Source organism: Serratia sp. CC22-02, from assembly GCF_900182895.1.
GTDB lineage: Bacteria > Pseudomonadota > Gammaproteobacteria > Enterobacterales > Enterobacteriaceae > Serratia > Serratia nevei.
Genome location: NZ_FXUD01000007.1, coordinates 150,443 through 171,764 on the forward strand (window position 1 = coordinate 150,443; position 21,322 = coordinate 171,764).

Annotated in this window: 15 protein-coding genes; 1 reads left to right on the forward strand and 14 read right to left on the reverse strand. The window is 62.7% G+C overall.

Going from position 1 to position 21,322, the window contains the following annotated elements; translation table 11 throughout:
• Positions 1–26: 26 nt before the first annotated feature.
• The 13 genes from patD to purL all read right to left on the reverse strand — a co-directional run bounded on the left by patD (position 27) and on the right by purL (position 18,981).
• Entirely contained in the window at positions 27–1,451 is a 1,425-nt protein-coding gene (patD, locus tag QOL81_RS20735; protein WP_060425034.1) for an aminobutyraldehyde dehydrogenase, read from the reverse strand.
• A gap of 35 nt (positions 1,452–1,486) precedes the next feature.
• Positions 1,487–2,293 (reverse strand): ABC transporter permease, encoded by an 807-nt coding sequence (locus QOL81_RS20740; protein WP_038874514.1) that lies wholly within the window; start codon positions 2,291–2,293, stop codon positions 1,487–1,489.
• Positions 2,283–3,227: an ABC transporter permease gene (locus QOL81_RS20745; protein WP_033644105.1), complete on the reverse strand. Its 945-nt coding sequence runs from the start codon at positions 3,225–3,227 to the stop codon at positions 2,283–2,285. Before QOL81_RS20745 ends, QOL81_RS20740 begins: the two co-directional genes overlap by 11 nt.
• Position 3,228: 1 nt before the next feature.
• Positions 3,229–4,257, reverse strand: coding sequence for an ABC transporter ATP-binding protein (locus QOL81_RS20750; RefSeq protein ID WP_033651579.1), 1,029 nt, complete (start codon positions 4,255–4,257; stop codon positions 3,229–3,231).
• A 53-nt stretch (positions 4,258–4,310) separates the two neighbouring features.
• Entirely contained in the window at positions 4,311–5,465 is a 1,155-nt protein-coding gene (gene ydcS / locus QOL81_RS20755; RefSeq protein WP_033635611.1) for a putative ABC transporter substrate-binding protein YdcS, read from the reverse strand.
• Between the two features lie 73 nt (positions 5,466–5,538).
• Positions 5,539–7,002 (reverse strand): gamma-aminobutyraldehyde dehydrogenase, encoded by a 1,464-nt coding sequence (locus QOL81_RS20760; protein ID WP_047730064.1) that lies wholly within the window; start codon positions 7,000–7,002, stop codon positions 5,539–5,541.
• A 115-nt stretch (positions 7,003–7,117) separates the two neighbouring features.
• Complete coding sequence (locus QOL81_RS20765) at positions 7,118–8,041, reverse strand: LysR substrate-binding domain-containing protein (RefSeq protein ID WP_038874511.1); 924 nt, start codon at positions 8,039–8,041, stop codon at positions 7,118–7,120.
• A 407-nt stretch (positions 8,042–8,448) separates the two neighbouring features.
• Complete coding sequence (gene glnB / locus QOL81_RS20770) at positions 8,449–8,787, reverse strand: nitrogen regulatory protein P-II (protein WP_004847623.1); 339 nt, start codon at positions 8,785–8,787, stop codon at positions 8,449–8,451.
• Positions 8,788–8,798: 11 nt separating this feature from the next.
• On the reverse strand, positions 8,799–10,421 hold the full coding sequence (locus QOL81_RS20775) for an NAD+ synthase (protein WP_197757956.1): 1,623 nt from the start codon (positions 10,419–10,421) through the stop codon (positions 8,799–8,801).
• Between the two features lie 130 nt (positions 10,422–10,551).
• Positions 10,552–11,892 (reverse strand): two-component system response regulator GlrR, encoded by a 1,341-nt coding sequence (glrR, locus tag QOL81_RS20780; protein WP_025303931.1) that lies wholly within the window; start codon positions 11,890–11,892, stop codon positions 10,552–10,554.
• Positions 11,889–12,761: a two-component system QseEF-associated lipoprotein QseG gene (qseG, locus tag QOL81_RS20785; RefSeq protein ID WP_110158348.1), complete on the reverse strand. Its 873-nt coding sequence runs from the start codon at positions 12,759–12,761 to the stop codon at positions 11,889–11,891. The genes glrR and qseG overlap by 4 nt, the downstream gene beginning before the upstream one ends.
• Positions 12,762–12,764: 3 nt before the next feature.
• Positions 12,765–14,201 (reverse strand): sensor histidine kinase, encoded by a 1,437-nt coding sequence (locus tag QOL81_RS20790; RefSeq protein ID WP_049200747.1) that lies wholly within the window; start codon positions 14,199–14,201, stop codon positions 12,765–12,767.
• A gap of 886 nt (positions 14,202–15,087) precedes the next feature.
• Entirely contained in the window at positions 15,088–18,981 is a 3,894-nt protein-coding gene (gene purL, locus QOL81_RS20795) for a phosphoribosylformylglycinamidine synthase (RefSeq protein WP_195892973.1), read from the reverse strand.
• A gap of 275 nt (positions 18,982–19,256) precedes the next feature.
• Here purL and mltF point away from each other — a divergent pair, with 275 nt between their 5' ends.
• Positions 19,257–20,717 carry a membrane-bound lytic murein transglycosylase MltF gene (gene mltF, locus QOL81_RS20800; RefSeq protein ID WP_033644113.1) on the forward strand — a complete coding sequence of 487 codons (1,461 nt, stop codon included), beginning with the start codon at positions 19,257–19,259 and terminating at the stop codon, positions 20,715–20,717.
• Here the strand turns inward: mltF and tadA are convergent, their stop codons facing one another.
• On the reverse strand, positions 20,718–21,224 hold the full coding sequence (tadA, locus tag QOL81_RS20805) for a tRNA adenosine(34) deaminase TadA (protein ID WP_015378796.1): 507 nt from the start codon (positions 21,222–21,224) through the stop codon (positions 20,718–20,720).
• Positions 21,225–21,322: the final 98 nt, after the last annotated feature.

The following is a 21,322-nucleotide window of genomic DNA, read 5'->3' on the forward strand; positions in this document are numbered from 1 at the left end:
CTATTGTGCGGATAATTATTGTAAAATCAATGTTTGAACATCACATGACGAATGGCGGTGTAATCCTCCAACCCGTACATCGACATGTCCTTGCCGTAGCCGGACAGTTTCTGGCCACCGTGCGGCATTTCACTCACCAACATGAAGTGGGTGTTCACCCAGGTGCAGCCGTATTGCAGGCGGGCGCTTAAGCGATGCGCGCGGCCCACGTCGCGGGTCCACACGGACGACGCCAGCCCGTAGTTGGATTCGTTCGCCCAGGCCAGCACCTGCTCTTCGTCGTCGAACGGCGTCACCGTCACCACCGGGCCGAACACCTCGCGCTGCACGATCTCATCCTCCTGGCGCGCGCCGGCCAGCAGCGTCGGCTGGAAGTAGTAACCCGGTCCTTTCACCTTCTCGCCGCCGGTCACCACCTGCACGTGCGGCAACGCTTTGGCGCGCTCGACAAAACCGGCGACCCGCTCCAGATGCTGGGCGGTAATCAATGGCCCCAGCTCGGTGCTCTCGTCGTCCGGCGCACCGATCTTCAGGCTGGCCACCGCCTCGCCCAGCCGCTTCACCAGCTCGGGATAAATGCTTTTCTGCGCGTAGATGCGGCAAGCGGCGGTGCAATCCTGCCCGGCGTTGTAGAAACCGAAGCCGCGAATGCCGTCCACCACCTGCTGCAGATCGGCGTCGTCAAACACCAGCACCGGCGCCTTACCGCCCAGCTCCATATGGGTGCGCTTAATGCCGGCGGCGGTGTGGGCGATGATGTGCTCGCCGGTGGCGATCGAGCCGGTCAGCGACACCATGCGCACCTTGTCATGCCCGGTTAGCCGATCGCCGACGCTTGCGCCGCGGCCGAACAGCACGTTGAGCACGCCCGGCGGGAACAGCCCGGCGGCCAGTTCGGCCAGTTTGAAAGTGGTCAGCGGCGTCTGCTCCGACGGCTTGATCACCACGCAGTTGCCCGCCGCCAACGCCGGCGCCAGTTTCCAGGCCGCCATCATCAGCGGGTAGTTCCACGGCGCGATCGAGGCCACCACGCCGAGCGGATCGCGGCGGATCATCGAGGTATGCCCGGCCAGATACTCGCCGGCCGCCATGCCGGTCAGGCAGCGGCTGGCCCCGGCGAAGAAGCGAAACACGTCGGCCACCGCCGGCAGCTCGTCGTTCAACACGCAGTGATAAGGTTTGCCACAGTTGAGCGACTCCAGCCTGGCGAAAGTCTCGGCATGCTCGTCGATCAGATCCGCCAGCTTGAGCAGATGCTCGGCGCGCGCCTTCGGCGTGGTTTGCCCCCAGGCGGCGAACGCGGCGTCCGCCGCCAGCACCGCGCGATCGACCTGCTCCGGGCTGGCCTCCGCCACCTGCGCAATCACTTCGCCGGTCGCCGGGTTATACACCGGCTGGGTCGCGCCCTGGCCATTCACCAGGTGGCCGTCAATCAACAGTTGGCTTTGCATAGGGTTATCCTTTTATCAGAGGTCGGGTAAGGAAATTATTTGCCGCTGCCGGCGACGCTTTCCCCACCTTTGGTCAGGTAGTAAGCGCCGAGGATCGGCAGCATGGTCAACAGCATTACCGACAGCGCCACCACGTTGGTGATCGGCACGTCGCGCGGGCGACCGAGCTGGTTCAGCAGCCACAGCGGCAGCGTGCGCTCGTGGCCGGCGGTAAAGGTGGTCACGATGATTTCATCGAACGACAGCGCGAACGCCAGCATGCCCCCGGCCAGCAGCGCCGAGCCGAGGTTTGGCAAGATCACGTAACGGAAGGTTTGCCAGCCGTCGGCGCCGAGATCCATCGACGCTTCGATCAGGCTGTACGAGGTGCGGCGGAACCGGGCGATGACGTTGTTGAACACGATCACCACGCAAAACGTCGCATGGCCGACGACGATAGTCAGGATACCCGGCTCGATGTTCAGCGCCTTGAACGCCGCCAGCAGCGCCAGACCGGTGACGATCCCCGGCAGCGCGATCGGCAGCAGCAACAGCAGCGAAATGCTGTCCTTGCCGAAGAAATCGCGCCGATACAGCGCCGCCGCCGCCAGCGTACCGAGCACCAGCGCGATGGCGGTCGCCAGGCAGGCGATCTGCGCCGACAGCAGCACCGCATCGATGATGTCCTGCCGCCCGGCGGCAACGTTGAACCAGTGCAGCGTGAAGCCCTTCGGCGGGAAGCTGAAAGCGGCATCCTCGGTGTTGAAGGCGTAGATGGCGATGATCGCCAACGGGAAATGCAGGAAGATCAGTCCGCCCCAGGCGGCCAGCTTCAGCCCTAAGGGCGCGCGTTCAGAGTGCATCGAAAGCCCCCAGACGTTTGACGATGGAAAGGTAAATGGCGATCAGGACGATCGGCACCAGCGTAAAGGCCGCGGCCATCGGCATATTGCCGATCGCACCCTGCTGGGCGTACACCATGCTGCCGATGAAATAGCCCGGCGGCCCCACCAGCTGCGGCACAATAAAGTCGCCCAGCGTCAGCGAGAAGGTGAAGATCGATCCGGCGGCGATGCCCGGTACCGCCAGCGGCAAAATGACGTGGCGGAAGGTCTGCGCCGGCCGCGCGCCCAGATCCGCCGAGGCGTGCAGCAGCGAGGGCGGCAGGCGCTCCAGCGCTGCCTGGATCGGCAGGATCATGAACGGCAGCCAGATATAGACGAACACCAGAAAACGCCCCAGCCCCGAGGTCGACAGCGTGTTGCCGCCGACGCCGGGCACCGTCAGCAGCGAAGCCAACAGCGGCTCCAGCCCCAGGTGCTGCAGGAACCACTGCGCCACGCCGTCTTTCGCCAGCAGCAGGGTCCAGGCATAGGCTTTAACGATATAGCTGGCCCACATCGGCATCATCACCGCGATGTAAAAGAACGCCTTGACGCGGCCGCTGGTGTAACGCGCCATGTAATAGGCGATTGGGAACGCCAGCGCCGCGCTGGCCAGCGACACCAGCACCGCCATGGTCAGCGTGCGCAGGATGATGTCGTAGTTGGCCGGGTTGAACAGCGCCGCCAGGTTGGCGAAGGTCAGATCCGGCGTCACCGCCATGGTGAAATCGTCGAAGGTGTAAAACCCTTGCCACAGCAGCGTCAGCAGTGAACCGAGGTACACCGCGCCGAACCACAGCAGCGGCGGCACCAGCAGCAAAAGCAGATACAGCGTCGGCCGGCGATAAAGCCAGGTCGACAGCGCGCGCACGGTACCGCCGCGCGCCGAGGGGGAATCGATGCTCATGTCCATCTCACCTCTCCTCCAGCAGCGGTACCATCGCCGCGCGCGGCCAGCAGGCGACGATCGGCTGGCCGATCTGCCGCTGTTGCCCTTCGGCGATCCACTGCGGATTGGCCTGGCTGACCAGCAGCTTTTCGCCGCCGTTCAGCGCGATTTCATACCGCGTGGCCGCACCCTGGTAATGGATTTCCTGCAGCGTGCCCTGCACTTGGATCTCGTCCTGCGCCGCGCCGCCGTGCTCCAGCAGGCGGATATGTTCCGGCCGGATCGAGAAGGTCCGGCTTTCGCCGAGCAGGCGCTGCGCCAGCTCGCTGCGCACCACATTGGAGGTGCCGACGAACTCTGCGACGAACGGCGTCTTCGGCCGCATGTAAAGCTCGCGCGGCGTATCCACCTGTTCGATGCGGCCGTTATTGAACACCGCCACCCGATCGGACATCGACAGCGCTTCGCTTTGATCGTGGGTGACGAAGATAAAGGTGATGCCCAGCTGGCGCTGCAGCTTCTTCAGCTCGCCCTGCATCTGCTCGCGCAGCTTGAGATCCAGCGCGCCGAGCGGTTCGTCCAGCAGCAGCACCCGCGGCCGATTGACCAGCGCGCGCGCCAACGCCACGCGCTGCCGCTGGCCGCCCGACAGGTGCGCAGGCTTGCGTTCGGCAACGAAACCGAGCGCCACGCTCTCCAGCGCCTCTTGCGCCCGCGCCAGCCGCTCGCGTTTGGCGACGCCCTTCACCATCAGGCCGTAGGCGACATTTTCCAGCACCGACATATGCGGGAACAGCGCGTAATCCTGAAACACGGTGTTCACGTCGCGCTGATACGGCGGCAGGTTGGCGGCTTCCTGGCCGTGAATGCGAATCGAGCCGGAAGTGAGCTGTTCAAAGCCGGCGATCAGGCGCAGGCAGGTGGTTTTGCCCGAGCCGGACGGCCCGAGCATGGAGAAGAATTCCCCGTCCTGAATGTCGATGGATACCCGATCCACGGCGCGAACATCGCCGAAAGTCCGCGAAACATCGATGAATTGCACGGCAATGGTCATTTTCTGTGCTCCATACTGATGTAATTCGGGCGCAGCGGGCTGCGCCCCGCGGCTTAGCGGCCGCCCATGATGGCGATGTAATCCTGGGTCCAGCGGCTGTACGGCACGAACTTGCCGCCCTGCGCCTGCGGCGTTTTCCAGAAGGCGATTTTGTCGAACTGGTTGAATCCGTTGGTTTCGCAGCCCTTCTCACCCAGCAGCGCGCTGGCCTTGCAGCCCGCCGGTGAAGCCGGCACCGATCCGAACCAGGCCGCCACGTCGCCCTGCACCTTCGGCTCCAGCGACCAGTTCATCCACTGGTAGGCGCAGCTCGGGTGCTTGGCGTCGGCATGCAGCATGGTGGTGTCCGCCCAGCCGGTCACGCCCTCTTTCGGGAACACGGTGGCGATCGGCTGCCCCTCGCCCTTCAGGGCGTTGGCCTGATACGGCCAGGCGCTGGAGGCCACCACGCCTTCGTTTTTAAAGTCGCTCATCTGCACCGAGGTGTCGTGCCAGTAGCGGTGGATCAGCGCGTGCTGGCTGCGCAGCAGCTTCAGCGCCGCCTGATACTGCTCTTCGTTGAGCTGATAAGGATCGCTGATGCCGAGCTGCGGCTGGGTGGCCTTCAGGAACAGCGCCGCGTCGGCGATGTAGATCGGGCCGTCGTAAGCCTGCACCCGGCCCTGGTTGCTTTTGCCGTCCGGCAGGTTCTGCTGCTGGAAGATCACCGCCCAGCTGTCCGGCGGCGTCGGGAAGGTTTTGGTGTTGTACATCAGCAGGTTCGGCCCCCACTGGTACGGCGTGCCGTAGGTTTTGCCGTCCACGGTGTACCAGGCGCCGTTCAGCAGGCGCGGATCGATGTTCTTCCAGTTCGGGATCAGCGCGGTGTTGATCGGCTGCACCCGCTTGCCGAAGATCAGGCGCAGCGAGGCGTCGCCGGAGGCGGTCACCAGATCGTAGCCGCCCTTGGCCATCAGGCTGACCATTTCATCGGAGGTGGCGGCGGTCTTCACGTTCACCGCGCAGCCGGTTTGCTTTTCAAACTGGGTGACCCAGTCGTAGTTTTTGTCGGACTGGCCGCGTTCGATGTAGCCGGGCCAGGCGATGATATCCAGCCGGCCTTCGCCTTTGCCCAGCGACTGCGGCAGATCGGCCGCCTGAGCCAGGCCGCACAGCACGGTGAGACAGAGCGCGGAGACGGTGGTGGTGACTGCGGTAGTTTTTCTCATCGTAATTACCCCTGTGTTGCGTATCTGTGTGCGGCAGGGAACGGCTGCCGCCTGATTTTGCTTTATAGAACCGCTAGAAGCTGGCTTTGAACTTCGCCATTACGTGCCTGACAACGCTGTAATCCTGCAGTGAATCGCTGGACAGATCCTTGCCGTACCCGGAGCGTTTCAGGCCGCCGTGCGGCATCTCGCTCGCCAAGGTGAAATGGGTGTTGATCCAGGTGCTGCCGTACTGCAGATGGGCGGCGATGTGCAGCGCCCGATCGATATTTTGCGTCCACACCGACGAAGCCAGCCCGTATTCCGAGTCGTTGGCCCACTCGACCGCCTGCTCCAGGTGTTCGAAGCGCGTGATGCTGACCACCGGGCCAAATACCTCGCGCTGCACGATTTCGTCGCTTTGCAGGCAGCCCGCCAGCAGGGTCGGCTGGTAGTAGAACCCCGGCCCGGAGTGGGCCGCGGCGCCGGTGATCAATTCGATATGCGGTTGGCTGAGCGCTCGCTCGACGAAGCTGGCGACGCGATCGCGCTGGCGGCTACTTATCAACGGGCCGATCTCGTTGTCCTGATCGCGCTTGCGGGCAAAGCGCAGGCTGGCAACCGCCTCGCCCAGCGCGTCCACCAGCTTGGGATAGATGCCCGCCTGCGCGTAGATGCGGCAGGCGGCGGTGCAGTCCTGGCCGGCGTTGTAATAGCCGTAGGTGCGGATGCCGTTGACCACCTCGTCGAGATCGGCGTCGTCGCAGACGATCACCGGCGCCTTGCCCCCCAGTTCCAGGTGGGTACGCTTGACGCTTTTGGCTGCCGCCTGAAGAATTTTTTGCCCGGTGACGATATCGCCGGTGACCGACACCAGCCGCACCTGCGGGTGCCCCACCAGCTGGCTGCCGACCCCTTCCCCGCCGCCGTAGACGATATTCAGCACGCCCGGCGGCAGGATCTCCTGCAGCGCCGGCACCAGCGCCAGAATGGTCAGCGGCGTATGCTCGGAGGGTTTAAACACCACGGTATTGCCCGCCGCCAACGCCGGCGCAATCTTCCACGCCGCCATCATCAGCGGATAGTTCCAGGGGGCGATCGAGGCCACCACGCCGATCGGATCGCGGCGGATCATCGAGGTGTGGCCCGGCACATACTCGCCGGCCAGCTGCCCTTGCTGCGTGCGCACCGCGCCGGCGAAGAAGCGGAACACGTCGACCGCCGCCGGCAGATCGTCATTGAGCGCCTGATGCAGCGGTTTACCGCAGTTGAGGGCTTCCAGCTGCGCCAGCTGCGGCGCCTGCCGCTCGATGGCGTCGGCGATGCGCAGCAACAGAGCGGCGCGCTGGGCCGGCGTGGTGCGCGACCAGTGGCCAAACGCCTGCTGCGCGGCTTTCACCGCGCCGCCGACCTGCGCCGAAGAGGCTTCGGTCAGGGCGATCAGCGTCTCGCCGTTGGCCGGATTGACGATGCACTCCTGCTGGCCTTCGCCGTCGACCAACTGACCGTTAATGAACTGCTGACAGGACAAACCTGAGAGAACCTGCACATCTGCCATCGCCTGACGCCCCTAAGTGACAAAAACGTTAACCAAATGTGAATAAGTTAGTTTTAATCAGCCTAAGCGAGCCTCTGGCGGGCAACAAATTCTAAATACTGAACGCTGCGTTCGATTAAATCGAATGCTTAAGCCCGGCGGCATGTTTGCTGCCGTTCTCGCGCGCGATGGTAAGGAACGGCGTCACCAGCTCCGGCCGCGCGCTGCCGCGCCGCCACGCCAGCCCGATATCCAGCGGCTCCAGCAGATCGTCCAACTTGCGCGCTTCGATCATGTTGCCCTCGAGCGACCAGGCGCGGTACGCCATATCCGGCTGGATGGAGACCCCCATCCCCGCCGCCACCAGGCTGCGCACCGCCTCGGTCGAGGCGGTCTTCATGGCGATCTCCGGCTTCAGCCCGGCGCGCGACCAGATGCGCCGCGCGTGCACGTCCATTTCATCGGCGTTGAGCTGGATCAGCGGCTGTTTGGCCACGTCCGCCAGGCTGATGCTCTCGTGCTCCAGCAGCGGGTGCAGCGGCGGCAGCCACAGGCGATACGGCGAGTGCATCAGCACCTCGGTCTGCAGCGCGTCGCGGTCTTCGATGTTCGACAGGATCAGCACGCCGATGTCGATCTCGCCGCTGACCAGCAGATGCTCGATATACGGGCGCTCGTCTTCAACCACCTGCACGGTGACGTTGGGATAGGCCGATTTGAAGCGCGTGAGCAGCTCCACCAGGAAGTAGCCGGCCACCAGGCTGGTAACGCCGACGGTCAGCTTGCCGGTCAGGCTTTCGGTGCCGATCTGCAGGCTGCGCTTGGCGTTGTCCACCGTCGCCAGGATCAGATACGACTGGCGCAGGAACTGATGCCCCTGATGGGTCAGCGTCATGCCCTTGGCGTGGCGATCGAACAGCCGCACGCCAATCTCGGTTTCCAACTGCTGGATCGCCAGCGTCAGCGAAGACTGGGAGACAAACACCGCCTGGGCGCCGGCGGAGATCGACCCGGTTTCCGCCACCGCGATAAAGTGGCGGATTTGGCGTAACGTCATCATCCCCATCGCCTTTCAAGCCGCTGCGTTGTTGTCTGCGTGCTATTACGTGGCCCATCCGTAGGCCACGCCCTAACGGGCCGCTGCAAGCAGCGTTCAAATCTGCTCCCGGCAGATTTGTCCCCCCAGTCACTTACTTGAGTAAGCTCCTGGGGATGCACGCCCTTGCCGCCTAGCCGCAACTTGAAATTCATTGGGGATCACCTCAATCAAGATAGTTAGATTGATTGTAGATCCCGCGAGAAAAGCGATCGGGAAAAGTATCAAAAACGCGATAGCGTTCGCTTTTTTAGAATGCCGACGGGCAAAAAGGGGGGAAACGGCGAGGCGAAGAAGCATGATGCGCGGGGAGCAGAAATGACAAGGGCGCAGCACGCTGCGCCCTGGATGGCCGATGACCCTGCGGAGGATCAGATCGCTTCTTCGTCCTGCTCGCCGGTACGGATACGCACCACGCGCGCCACGTCGAAGACGAAGATTTTGCCGTCGCCGATCTTGCCGGTCTGCGCGGTCTGCATGATGGTTTCCACGCAGGTGTCGACGATGTCGTCGGCAACCACGATCTCGATCTTCACCTTAGGCAAAAAGTCGACCATGTACTCGGCACCGCGGTACAACTCGGTGTGGCCCTTCTGGCGGCCGAAGCCTTTCACTTCGGTGACCGTCATGCCGGTGATGCCCACTTCGGCCAGCGCTTCGCGGACGTCATCCAGTTTGAACGGCTTGATAATCGCGTCGATCTTTTTCATCTTCTTTCCTTTTACCAATTTTTGCGGCCAAAACCGGATGTGATGGGGTAGCGGCGGTCTTTGCCGAAGTTACGGGCGGTGATGCGCGGCCCGACGGCGGCCTGACGCCGCTTGTATTCGTTGATGTCCACCAGGCGGATCACCTTGCGCACGATCGCTTCGTCGAACCCTTCAGCCACCAGATCGGCAACCGACTTGTCGCGTTCAACGTAGCCTTCCAGGATCGCGTCCAGGATATCGTACGGCGGCAGGCTGTCCTGATCGACCTGATCCGGCGCCAGCTCGGCGGACGGCGGACGATCGATCACCCGCTGCGGGATCACGTAGGAGACGGTGTTACGGTATTCGGACAGCTTGAACACCAGCGTTTTCGGCACGTCCTTCAGCACGTCGAAACCGCCGGCCATATCGCCGTACAGCGTGGCGTAACCCACCGCCATTTCGCTCTTGTTGCCGGTGGTCAGCACGATGCTGCGGCGTTTGTTGGACAGCGCCATCAGCACCACCCCGCGGCAACGCGCCTGCAGGTTTTCTTCGGTGGTGTCGCGCTCGGTGCCGGCGAACATCGGCGACAGCTGGCCCATAAAGGCGTCGAACATCGGCTCGATGGAGACGATATCGAACTCCACGCCGAGGATTTCCGCCTCTTCCTTGGCGTCGGCGATGCTGATATCCGCGGTATAGCGGAACGGCATCATCAGCGCCTGCACCTTGTCTTTACCCAACGCATCCACGGCGATCGCCAGCGTCAGCGCCGAGTCGATGCCACCGGACAGGCCCAGCACCGCGCCTTTAAAGCCGTTTTTGGTCACGTAGTCGCGCACCGCCAACACCAGCGCCTGGTACACCTGCGCCAGCTGCGGCAGCTCAGCGGCCGGATCGGTCATCGGCACCACGGCCAGCTCATTGAATTCCAGACGAGTCACCTGCTCGTCGAAGGCCGCCAGACGGTGGGTCATGGTGCCGGCGGCGTCGAATACCTTGGAGCAGCCGTCGAAGATCAGCTCATCCTGGCCGCCGACCTGATTGAGGTACACCAGCGGCAGCTGGGTGCGCTGGCAGTGGCCGGCCATCAGCGTTTTGCGGATATACGGCTTTTCGCGGTTATACGGTGAGGCGTTGATCGACAGGATAATTTCCGCGCCGGCCGCCTTGGCGGCGTCGATCGGCTCAGGGAACCACAGATCTTCGCAAATCAGCAGACCCAGACGGTAGCCTTTCAGCTCCACCACGCAGGTGTCGTTGCCGGCGTGGAAATAGCGCTTCTCATCGAACACGCCGTAGTTCGGCAGCTGCTGCTTGAAGTAGCGGGTCAGCAGGCGGCCTTCGGCAAACAGCGACAGCGCGTTATACAGCTTGTCGCCTTCGCGCCACGGGTGGCCGACCAGGATCGCCGTCTCGGCGGAGGCTTGCTGCAGGCGCAGCAGCTGCGCGTCGCAGCGCTGATAGAAGTCATTGCGATACAGCAGATCTTCCGGCGGGTAGCCGGACAGCGCCAGTTCGCTGAACATGACTAGATCGGCTCCCGCCTTCTGCTGCTCCTGCACGATTTGCAACATGCGTTCGGTGTTGCCTTCAATGTCGCCGACCAGCAGGTTCAGCTGGGCCAGGGCGATGGAAAGTGATCTGCTCATTTGTGTACGATCCCGCTTAATACGTTCCATGGTGCTCTACGCCGGGGCGCGCCGCGGCAAAGAGAACGGAGTGTAAATCATTCCGCCGGATTTGTTGAGAACCTGCGTGGCAGGCGCCGGCGGCAAACTGTCATTCTTTAAAATCGTTGGCGTCCAGCTCGTGGCGCGACAGCAATTTGTAAAACTCGGTGCGGTTGCGGCCCGCCATGCGCGCGGCCTGGGTCACGTTGCCCTTGGTGATCTGCAGCAGCTTGCGCAGGTAGTGCAACTCGAACTGGTTGCGCGCTTCGGCGAAGGTCGGCAGCGCGGTGTTTTCCCCTTCCAGCGCCTGCTCCACCAGCGCTTCGCTGATCACCGGCGCCGAGGTCAGCGCCACGCACTGCTCGATGACGTTGACTAGCTGACGCACGTTGCCCGGCCAGCTGGCGGTCATCAGCCGCTTCATGGCGTCGGTCGAGAAGCTGCGCACGAACGGCTTGTGCCGCTGAGCCGCCTCGCGCAACAGGTGGTTGGCCAGCAGCGGGATATCTTCGGCGCGTTCGTTGAGCGCCGGGATCTTCAGGTTCACCACGTTGAGGCGGTAGTAGAGATCCTCGCGGAACTCGTTCTTCGCCATCGCCTTTTGCAGATCGCGGTGGGTGGCGGAGATGATGCGCACGTCAATGTCCAGATCGCGGTTGCTGCCCAGCGGCCGCACCTTGCGCTCTTGCAGCACGCGCAGCAACTTCACCTGCAGCGACAGCGGCATATCGCCGATCTCGTCGAGGAACAGCGTGCCGCCCGCCGCCGCCTGGAACAGCCCTTCGCGGCTGCTGACCGCGCCGGTAAAGGCGCCCTTGGCGTGGCCGAACAGTTCGGACTCCAGCAGCTGCTCCGGCAGCGCACCGCAGTTGATGGCGATAAACGCCTTGCCGGCGCGCGGGCTGGCGGCGTGGATCGCCTGCGCCACCACCTCTTTACCGGTGCCGCTCTGGCCGTTGATCAAGACGCTGACGTCGGACTGCGCCACCATTTTCACCTGCTCCAGCAGGCGCAGCATCAGCGGGCTGCGGGTGACGATGTCTTCGCGCCAGGCCTCGTCGCCGGCCGGGGTGGCCGACAGCGCGAGCGCTTCGTCGATGGCCTTATACAGCGCATCGCGATCCACCGGTTTGGTGAGGAAGCTGAACACCCCCTGCTGGGTGGCGGCCACCGCATCGGGAATCGAACCGTGCGCGGTGAGGATGATCACCGGCATGCCCGGCTGATGCTTTTGGATCTCGGCGAACAGCGCCATGCCGTCCATCTCGTCCATACGCAGATCGCTGATCACCAGATCGATCTGTTCGCGCGCCAGCAGGCGCAGCGCTTCCTGGCCGCTTTCGGCGGTGGTGACGTGAAAACCTTCGCTGGTCAGACGCATGCCCAGCAGCTTCAGCAGGCTGGGATCGTCGTCAACCAAGAGCAAATTGGCCGGTTTGCGTGCGGTCATTGCGCGTGGGACTCCTTATTGGCAGGGTGCGGCGTATAGGTGTCTTCCGGTTCAACCGGCAGCGCGGTGCCTTTTTCCGGTTCGTCCTGCGATTCAGCCCCTTTGGCGGCCGCGCCGTTTTTACCGGCGGCTTCGCCCTTTTGCGAACCTGCGCTGTTGTCCGGGATTTCCCCTTGCAGCTGCTTGCGCGAAGAGAGCTGGCGCTCGATATCGGTCAGGTTCTCCAGCTTGCGCGAGGTGTCCTGCAGCTGAGATTGCAGACGCGCCTGGCTCTGGCGCAGCGAATCGATCTGACTGTCGCTGCTCTCCTGCAGATGCTGATAGCGTGCTTTCTCATCGAACAGCGTGATCTGCAGCAATTGCTGCTGGCGCCACAGCTGCGTCAGCGGACGCAGTGAACCGGGGAATTCCATCCGGTAGCTGTTGATCCTGTCGATGATCTGGCGGCGTTCGCCGGAGGTCGGCTGTGCGCTGCCCAGCAGGATGCTCTGTTTGAAAACGCCGGACCAGCTGTCGCCAGGCACCGTTTTCGCCAGCGCACGCGCCTGGGTCGAGCCGATGCGATCGGCGCAGTCCATCGCGCGCAGCCAGTAGAGCGAGTTATCCAGCGCGTCCTTATCGTCCAACTGCCACAGGGTATCGCAAGCCGCGGTGCGGTAATCGATCACCTTGGTATCCGGGATCGCCTCTTGCTGCTGAGGGTTCAGGCCACCGCTGACGGCGCGATCGACGCAGCCCGCCAGCAACAGCGGCATAAAGAAGACGGCGCCCAACCAGCTGATCGGGCGTTTGCCGAGCGGCGCTCTGTGCGTGGCACGCGGTGAACGTTCGGTCTGTGCAAGACGAAGGCGTTTAGACCATGTGTACATTATTTATTCATTCTCGGCGGTTAACGGCAGTTCAATGCGGAAGCAGACGTCTGCACCGGCGACCGTCGCCAGTTGCAGCTCACCGCGCATGCGACGGATACAGTCCTGAGCGATGCTCAACCCCAGTCCGCTTCCTTTTACCGCCCCTTTTCGCTGGTGACTACCCTGGAAAAAAGGCTCGAAAATCATGGCTCTTTCAGCCTCGGGGATCGGCGTGCCGGTATTGGCGACGTCGATTTGCACCCGTTGTCCAACCTGACGGCTGCGGATCCAAATGTTACCGGATTCCTTGCCGTAGTGCACCGCATTGGAGTAGAGATTATCCAGCACGCGCATTAATAGCGTAGGCTCTGCCCAGCAGATTTCCGCCTCCAGCGTAATTTCGGTGGAAATCATCTTCGCCCGCGCCGGCAAACTGTGCGCGGCGACCACCAAATCGACCATTTCGCGCAGCTCGACGTTCTCGTGTTCCGCCGGGCCATCGGCCAATTTGCGGTTGTAATCCAACAGCTGTTCGATCAGCTGCTGCAGATGGCGGCTGCTGTTGTCGAGGATCGCCACCACCTCTTTCTGATCGGAAGTCAGCGGCCCCGCCACCTCGTCGGCCAGCAGTTCGGTGCCTTCACGCATGCTGGCCAACGGCGTTTTCAGCTCGTGCGAAATATGGCGCAGGAACTCGTGGCGCTGCGACTCCAGCCACGCCAGCCGCTCGCTCAGCCAGATGATGCGCTGCGCCAGCGAACGCAGCTCGCGCGGCCCTTTGAACGACGCGGTGCTGCCCAGCGCACGCCCTTCCCCCAGGCGGTTGATCATCCGCTCCACGGCCTTGACCGGCCCGATGATCATGCGGGTGAACAGCACCACCAGCAGCACGCTGACCAGGAACAGCAGCAGCGCCTGCCAGCCGAAGAACTGGCCGCGCTCGGCAATGGCCTGCTGCAGCTGCTGGCCGCGCGAAAACACCACCGCGCGCGTGGCCTGCACCATTTCGGCGTTGGAACGGGAGAACGACTCGAGCAAGGCGGAAGCCTCTTGGTCCGGCCCGCTGTTATGGCATTTGATCGCCGCCAGTTGGGTCAGCAACTGGCGCAGCGTTTGGTAGTAGCGCTCGTCCGGCAGGATCGGCGCGTGGGCGTCCAGCATCTGCGAATACTGCTTGCGCTGGTTCTGGTACAGCTTCTGCAGCGTAGGATCGACCAGCACGCAGTACTGACGATAGCTGCGCTCCATCTCCAGCGCCACGCTGGTCATCGCCTCGCTGCGCCGCGCGTCCACCAGCGTGGTGCGGTTGATGTCCGCCGCCTGCGCGCTGAGGTGATCCAGACTCTGGTAGGCCTGATAGGCCAGCACCAGCAGCGGCAACAGCACCAACAGGAACGCCAGCAGCACCAATTGCCGCAGCGAACGGGGGAATAAACGCCATTTTTTCAACGAAATCATCTCATTCTCTCAGCTCTGTCACGATGCTAACTGACTCGCCGGAAAGAGAAAAGCCCGGCAAGGGAGAATCCTGAACGCACAAGGAAAAAGCCGCAAGTGCGGTGAAACGCGCCCATAGGCCTGGCCTGCCGACGGCATGCGGCCTCGATAACATCAACCGGTGTGAAAGCAAGAGTGTGAGGATAGCGTCTGCGTTCGAGGGCATAGGCAACGAAATGGGGATAAGCGCAGCGTTGAGAAATGACATCGGGGCAAGAAACTTGCCCCAACGCAAGGAAAGTGTGGATGCCCTTAAGTCTCGTCCCCAGGGTGATGTAGCGCAGCGGCTGGCATCGAACAGGACGAATAGCATCCGTAAGTATCCAGGATTGATGAACCCTTCATCACAGTTGGATACAGGCGGTGCCTCACTCCACGTGTCGCCCGATGCTTGATAAAGCCGTTTGCACGGTCTGTTATCGGTTTGGTTGGACGATAGGCACCATTTCTTTGGCATCATTCAGAGGCTTATGAGGCGATTTGCCGTCTAATTACGGCGCCGTCATAAAAAGTTGAATGAGCAACCGACGAGAATAATGCACGTTACGTGCCAACTTTTCAATAAAAATAATAACAACATGATTTTATTAAAAAATAAAATTATACCAGTAAGTTTCTTTGCGCATCACGCCCCGATGAGCGATGAAAAAAACGCCGCGCTGTCGCCAAATGCAGACAACTAAAGCCAAACCCGATTACCACCAATAAAATCAATTAGTTAAATGTCTCCATTTAGCGACAGAGAAAATAGCGCCTGTCGCAAAATGCAGACACTGCCGCCAATCGCCGAACGCCGGCCATAAAAAAGGGCGCAATTGCTTGCGCCCTCTGTACGGTGGTGGCCGTCTTAGCCCAGTTGCTTACGGGCGTTGCGGAACATGCGCATCCACGGGCTGTCCTCGCCCCACTCTTCCGGGTGCCAGGAGTTGCTGACCGTGCGGAACACGCGTTCCGGGTGCGGCATCATCACCGTGGCACGCCCGCTGGCGCTGGTCACGGCGGTAATGCCGTTCGGCGAACCGTTCGGGTTAGCCGGGTAAGCTTCCGTCACCTGACCGGCGTTGTTGACGAAACGCAGCGCCACCAAACCGTGGCTTTCCAGCGCCGCCAGATGCGCCGCATCGCGCACTTCGACATGCCCTTCACCGTGGGAAACGGCGATCGGCATACGCGAACCGGTCATGCCCTGCAGGAACAGCGACGGGCTGGCCGCCACTTCCACCAGGCTGAAGCGCGCCTCGAAACGATCCGACAGGTTGCGCACAAAACGCGGCCAGTGTTCTGCGCCCGGGATCAGCTCGCGCAGGTTGGACATCATCTGACAACCGTTGCACACGCCCAGCGCCAGCGTCTGCGGACGGTGGAAGAACGCTTCGAACTCGTCGCGTACCCGCTCGTTGAACAAGATAGACTTCGCCCAACCTTCGCCGGCGCCCAGGACGTCGCCGTAAGAGAAGCCGCCGCAGGCCACCAGCGTATGGAAGTCCTGCAGATCGCGGCGCCCTGCCAGCAGATCGCTCATGTGCACGTCCACCGCGTCAAAGCCGGCGCGGTGGAACGCCGCCGCCATTTCAACGTGGGAGTTCACCCCCTGCTCGCGCAGCACCGCCACTTTCGGGCGAGCGCCCTTGGCGATGTACGGCGCGGCGATGTCTTCCTCCGGTGCGAAGGTCAACTTCACGTTCAGGCCGGGATCTTGTTCATCCTGCTTGGCCTGATGCTCCTGATCGGCACACGCCGGGTTGTCGCGCAGGCGCTGCATCTGCCAGGTGGTTTCCGCCCACCAGGTGCGCAGCGTATTGCGGCTTTCGCTGTACAGCGCCTTGCCGTGTTGGGTGATGACGAAACGATCGCCGGCCTGCACGCTGCCGATGTGATGCACGTTGTCGGTCAGTCCGTGCTGAGCGAACGCCTGCTTCACGTCGTCGAGACGTTCGGCGCTCACCTGGATCACCGCGCCCAGCTCTTCGTTGAACAGCACCGCCAGCGCATCGTCGCCGAGGCCGTCGAGATTGACGTCCACACCGCAGTGACCGGCGAAGGCCATCTCCGCCAGCGTCACCAGCAGGCCGCCGTCGGCGCGGTCGTGGTAAGCCAGCAGCGCTTGATCGGCCACCAGCTGCTGCATGGCGTTGAAGAAGCCCGCCAGCTGCGCAACGTTGCGCACGTCGGCCGGTTTGTCGCCCAGCTGGCGGTAAACCTGCGCCAGCGCGGTGGCACCCAGCGCGTTATGGCCGTTGCCCAGGTCGATCAACAGCAGCGCGCTGTCGCCCTTATCGGTGCGCAGCTGCGGCGTCACGGTGTGGCGCACGTCCTCCACGCGGGCGAAGGCGGTGATGACCAGCGACAGCGGCGAGGTCATTTCGCGCTGTTCGTTGCCTTCCTGCCAGCGGGTTTTCATCGACATGGAGTCTTTGCCCACCGGGATGGTGATGCCCAGCGCCGGGCACAGCTCTTCGCCCACCGCTTTCACCGCTTCGTACAGGCCGGCGTCTTCGCCCGGGTGGCCGGCGGCGGCCATCCAGTTGGCGGACAGCTTCACGCGCTTCAGGCTGCCGATTTCGGTGGCAGCCAGGTTGGTCAGCGCTTCCCCGACCGCCAGGCGGCCGGAGGCGGCGAAGTCCAGCAGCGCCACCGGCGCACGTTCGCCGAGCGACATCGCCTCGCCGTAGTAGCTGTCCAGGCTGGCGGTGGTGACCGCGCAGTCGGCAACCGGTATCTGCCACGGGCCGACCATCTGGTCACGCGCCACCATGCCGGTAACGGTGCGATCGCCGATGGTGATCAGGAAGGTTTTCTCCGCAACGGCCGGCAGATGCAGCACGCGTTTCACCGCGTCGGCCAGCGTGATGTTCTCACGCTGCACCGGCTGGCCACTCGCCTGCAGGCGGGTAACGTCGCGGGTCATTTTCGGCGTCTTGCCGAGCAGCACGTCCAGCGGCATGTCGATCGGCTGGTTGTCGAAGTGACGGTCGTTCAACGTCAGGTGCTGTTCTTCGGTCGCTTCGCCGATCACCGCATAAGGTGCGCGCTCACGGCGGCAGATCTCGTCGAACTGCGCCATCTGCGCCGGGGCAATCGCCATCACGTAACGCTCCTGCGATTCGTTGCACCACACTTCCAGCGGGCTCATGCCCGGCTCGTCGTTGAGGATATCGCGCAGCTCGAAGCGGCCGCCGCGGCCGCCGTCGCTCACCAGCTCCGGCATGGCGTTGGACAGGCCGCCGGCGCCGACGTCATGGATAAACAGGATCGGGTTCTGGTCGCCCAGTTGCCAGCAGCGGTCGATCACTTCCTGACAGCGGCGCTCCATTTCCGGGTTGTCGCGCTGCACCGAAGCGAAGTCCAGATCGGCATCGGACTGGCCGGACGCCATCGACGAGGCCGCGCCACCGCCCAGGCCGATATTCATCGCCGGGCCGCCCAGCACCACCAGCTTGGCGCCGACGGTGATTTCCCCTTTCTGCACGTGATCGGCACGGATGTTGCCGATGCCGCCCGCCAGCATGATCGGTTTGTGGTAGCCGCGCAGCTCAACGCCGTTGTGGCTGTTGACGCGCTCTTCATAGGTACGGAAGTAGCCCAGCAGCGCCGGACGACCGAATTCGTTGTTGAACGCCGCGCCGCCCAGCGGGCCTTCGGTCATGATATCCAGCGCGGTGACGATGCGTTCCGGCTTGCCGAAATCCTGCTCCCACGGCTGTTCAAAGCCGGGAATACGCAGGTTGGACACCGAGAAGCCCACCAGGCCGGCTTTCGGCTTGGCGCCGCGGCCGGTAGCCCCCTCGTCGCGGATCTCGCCGCCGGAGCCGGTCGCGGCGCCCGGCCACGGCGAGATCGCCGTCGGGTGGTTGTGGGTTTCCACCTTCATCAGGATGTGCGCTTCTTCCTGATGGTAATCGTACTTGCCGTTGTCCGGCGCGGCGAAGAAGCGGCCGACCTGCGAGCCTTCCATCACCGCGGCGTTGTCTTTATACGCCGACAGCACGTAGTCCGGCGTCTGCTCATAGGTATTCTTGATCATCTTGAACAGCGATTTAGGCTGCTGTTCGCCGTCGATGATCCAATCGGCGTTGAAAATCTTGTGGCGGCAGTGCTCGGAGTTGGCCTGCGCGAACATATAAAGTTCGATATCCGTCGGGTTGCGCCCCAAACCGGTAAAGGCATTCAGCAGGTAGTCGATCTCGTCCTGCGCCAGCGCCAGGCCGAGCCGGACGTTGGCCTGCTCCAGCGCGGTGCGCCCTGCGCCCAGCACGTCGACAGACTGATACGGCGCTGGCTGATGGTGCGCGAACAGCTGTTCGGCCTGTTGCAGCTCGCTGAAGACGGTTTCCATCATGCGATCGTGCAGCAGCGCGGCGAGCTGGCGCCACTGGGTTTCCGTCAGCTCGGGCGCCTTGACGTAGAACGCCAGGCCGCGCTCCAACCGCAGCACCTGCTGCAGACCGCAGTTGTGGGCGATGTCGGTAGCTTTGGAAGACCAGGGAGAAATGGTGCCCGGACGCGGCGTGACCAGCAACAGCCGGCCTTCGGGAGCGTGTTCGGCGAGAGAAGGACCGTACTTGAGCAGCCGCTGAAGTTTGGCGTGTTCTTCGGCACTGAGCGGTGCGCTAACATCGGCAAAGTGGACGTACTCGGCGTAGATATCACTGACGGGCAGGTGGGCGTCCTGGCAGCGGGACAGCAGTTTGGTAATGCGAAAAGCCGATAAAGCGGGCGAACCACGCAGAATTTCCATAATCAAAGTTCTCTCGTCTTCGAAGCGGCGGATAAGACGCTTCATTGGGCGCAACAGGGGAAAACGCGCGCCATTATAGAGAATCCTCGCCGCCGACGAAACCGTTTGCGTAGGGATTATTGATAAAAGCGTGCCGCACCGTCGAATTGTCATAACGTGTCAATAAAGTTGCACACTGGCGTTTTGTTGCGCAAAATGCCCCCCGCACTGGTGATTTAACCATGAGAAAAGTCGCGGTTGTCGTCGCCGGTGTACCTGTGCCACCACTGGATAACTATTTGAAACGTCTTAAAATAAACTACATCCTCATCGGCGTTGTCACCCTGCTTCTGGCTCTCGCGCTGTGGCCCAATATCACCTGGCGCAGCGGCCAGGGCGGGCAACTCCAGGAGATCATTTCCCGCGGCGAGTTGCGTATCAGCACGCTGAACTCCCCGCTGACCTATTTCAACACCAAGCAAGGGCCGGGTGGGCTCGACTACGAACTGGCGAAGCGCTTCGCCAACTACCTCGGGGTGAAGCTGGTGGTGATCCCCCATCAGAACATCAATGACCTGTTCGACGATCTGGACGATGACGACGCTGACCTGCTGGCGGCCGGCCTGATCTACAACCAGGAGCGCCTCAGCCGCGCGCGCACCGGCCCGGCCTACTACTCCGTTTCCCAACAGCTGGTGTACCGGCTGGGCACCCCGCGGCCAAAAGGCTTCGCCGACATTAAAGGCAAGCTGGCGGTCGCCTCCGGTTCCGCGCACGTCAGCACGCTAAAGCAGCTCAAGCAGGATAAATACCCGGATCTCGCCTGGGAGTCCTCCAGCGATCTCACCTCCAAAGAGCTGCTGGAGCGAGTGGCCGACGGCAAGCTGGACTACACCCTCGGCGATTCGGTGACCATCGCGCTGCTGCAGCGCATCCATCCGCAGCTGGCGGTGGCGTTCGACGTCACCGACGAAGAACCGGTCACCTGGTATCTGAAACGCGACGGCGACGACAGCCTGTACGCGGCGATGCTGGATTTCTACAGCCAGATGGTGGACGACGGCACCCTGGCGCGGCTTGAAGAGAAGTACCTCGGCCACGTCGGCAGCTTCGACTATGTGGACACCAAAACCTTCCTGTCGGCCATCGATTCGGTGCTGCCCAACTTCCGCCCGCTGTTCGAGAAGCACGCCAACGAGATCGACTGGAAGCTGCTGGCGGCCATCGCCTATCAGGAATCGCACTGGAATCCGCAGGCCACCTCACCCACCGGCGTGCGCGGCCTGATGATGCTGACCCGCGCCACCGCCGACGGCCTGGGGGTCAACGACCGCCTCGATCCGGAAGAGAGCATTCAGGGAGGCGCCCTTTACCTGCAACGGCTGATGGCCAAGGTGCCGGACAGCGTGCCGGAAGACGAGCGCATCTGGTTCTCGCTGGCGGCCTACAACATGGGCTGGGGCCACATGCTGGACGCGCGCAAGCTGACCAAGACGCAAAAGGGCAACCCCGACAGCTGGGTCGACGTCAAACAGCGCCTGCCAATGCTCAGCCAGAAGCGCTACTACCCGCAGCTGACCTACGGCTATGCGCGCGGGCGTGAAGCCTACAACTATGTAGAAAACATCCGCCGCTACCAGGTCAGTCTGGTGGGCTATCTGCAGGAAAAAGAGAGAAAGGCGGCGCAAGCGGCCGCCGAGCAAGAGGCGTTGGGGAAAGGCTACCCGACGGTGATGCCGGAACTGGCGCTCAACTACTGATTATTCCGGCTTATCCGCCGCCCGCTGCGCCAGCCTGAGCGCTTTTTTCTGTTCACGGCGTAGACGGAAGAAATTGCTCAGGGTGGCGGCGCATTCGTCCGCCAGCACGCCCGAGACGATCTCCACCTGATGGTTCATGCCCGGATGGCGCAGAATGTCCACCAGCGAACCGGCCGCGCCGGTTTTCTCGTCGGCGGCGCCATACACCAGCCGGCGGATACGGCTGTGCACCATCGCACCGGCGCACATCACGCAGGGCTCCAGCGTGACGTACAGCGTGGCGTTCAGCAAACGGTAGTTTTGCAGCACCGCGCCGCCCTGGCGCAGCGCCATGATCTCGGCGTGTGCGGTAGGATCGTGTCGGCCGATCGGGCGGTTCCACCCCTCGCCGATGACCTGATTGTCCAGCACCAGCAGCGCACCCACCGGCACCTCGCCCTCTTCCTGCGCGCGCAGGGCCAGCTGCAATGCCTGACGCATCCAGTACTCATCGTTATATTCAGTCATCGCATAATTCCTCGTGCGCTTTTGCGGCGGGCATTATACACACTAGCCTCCCTTTGTCGTAGCCGCCCGCCAATGGCTATACTGGCCGAATCAGCGTG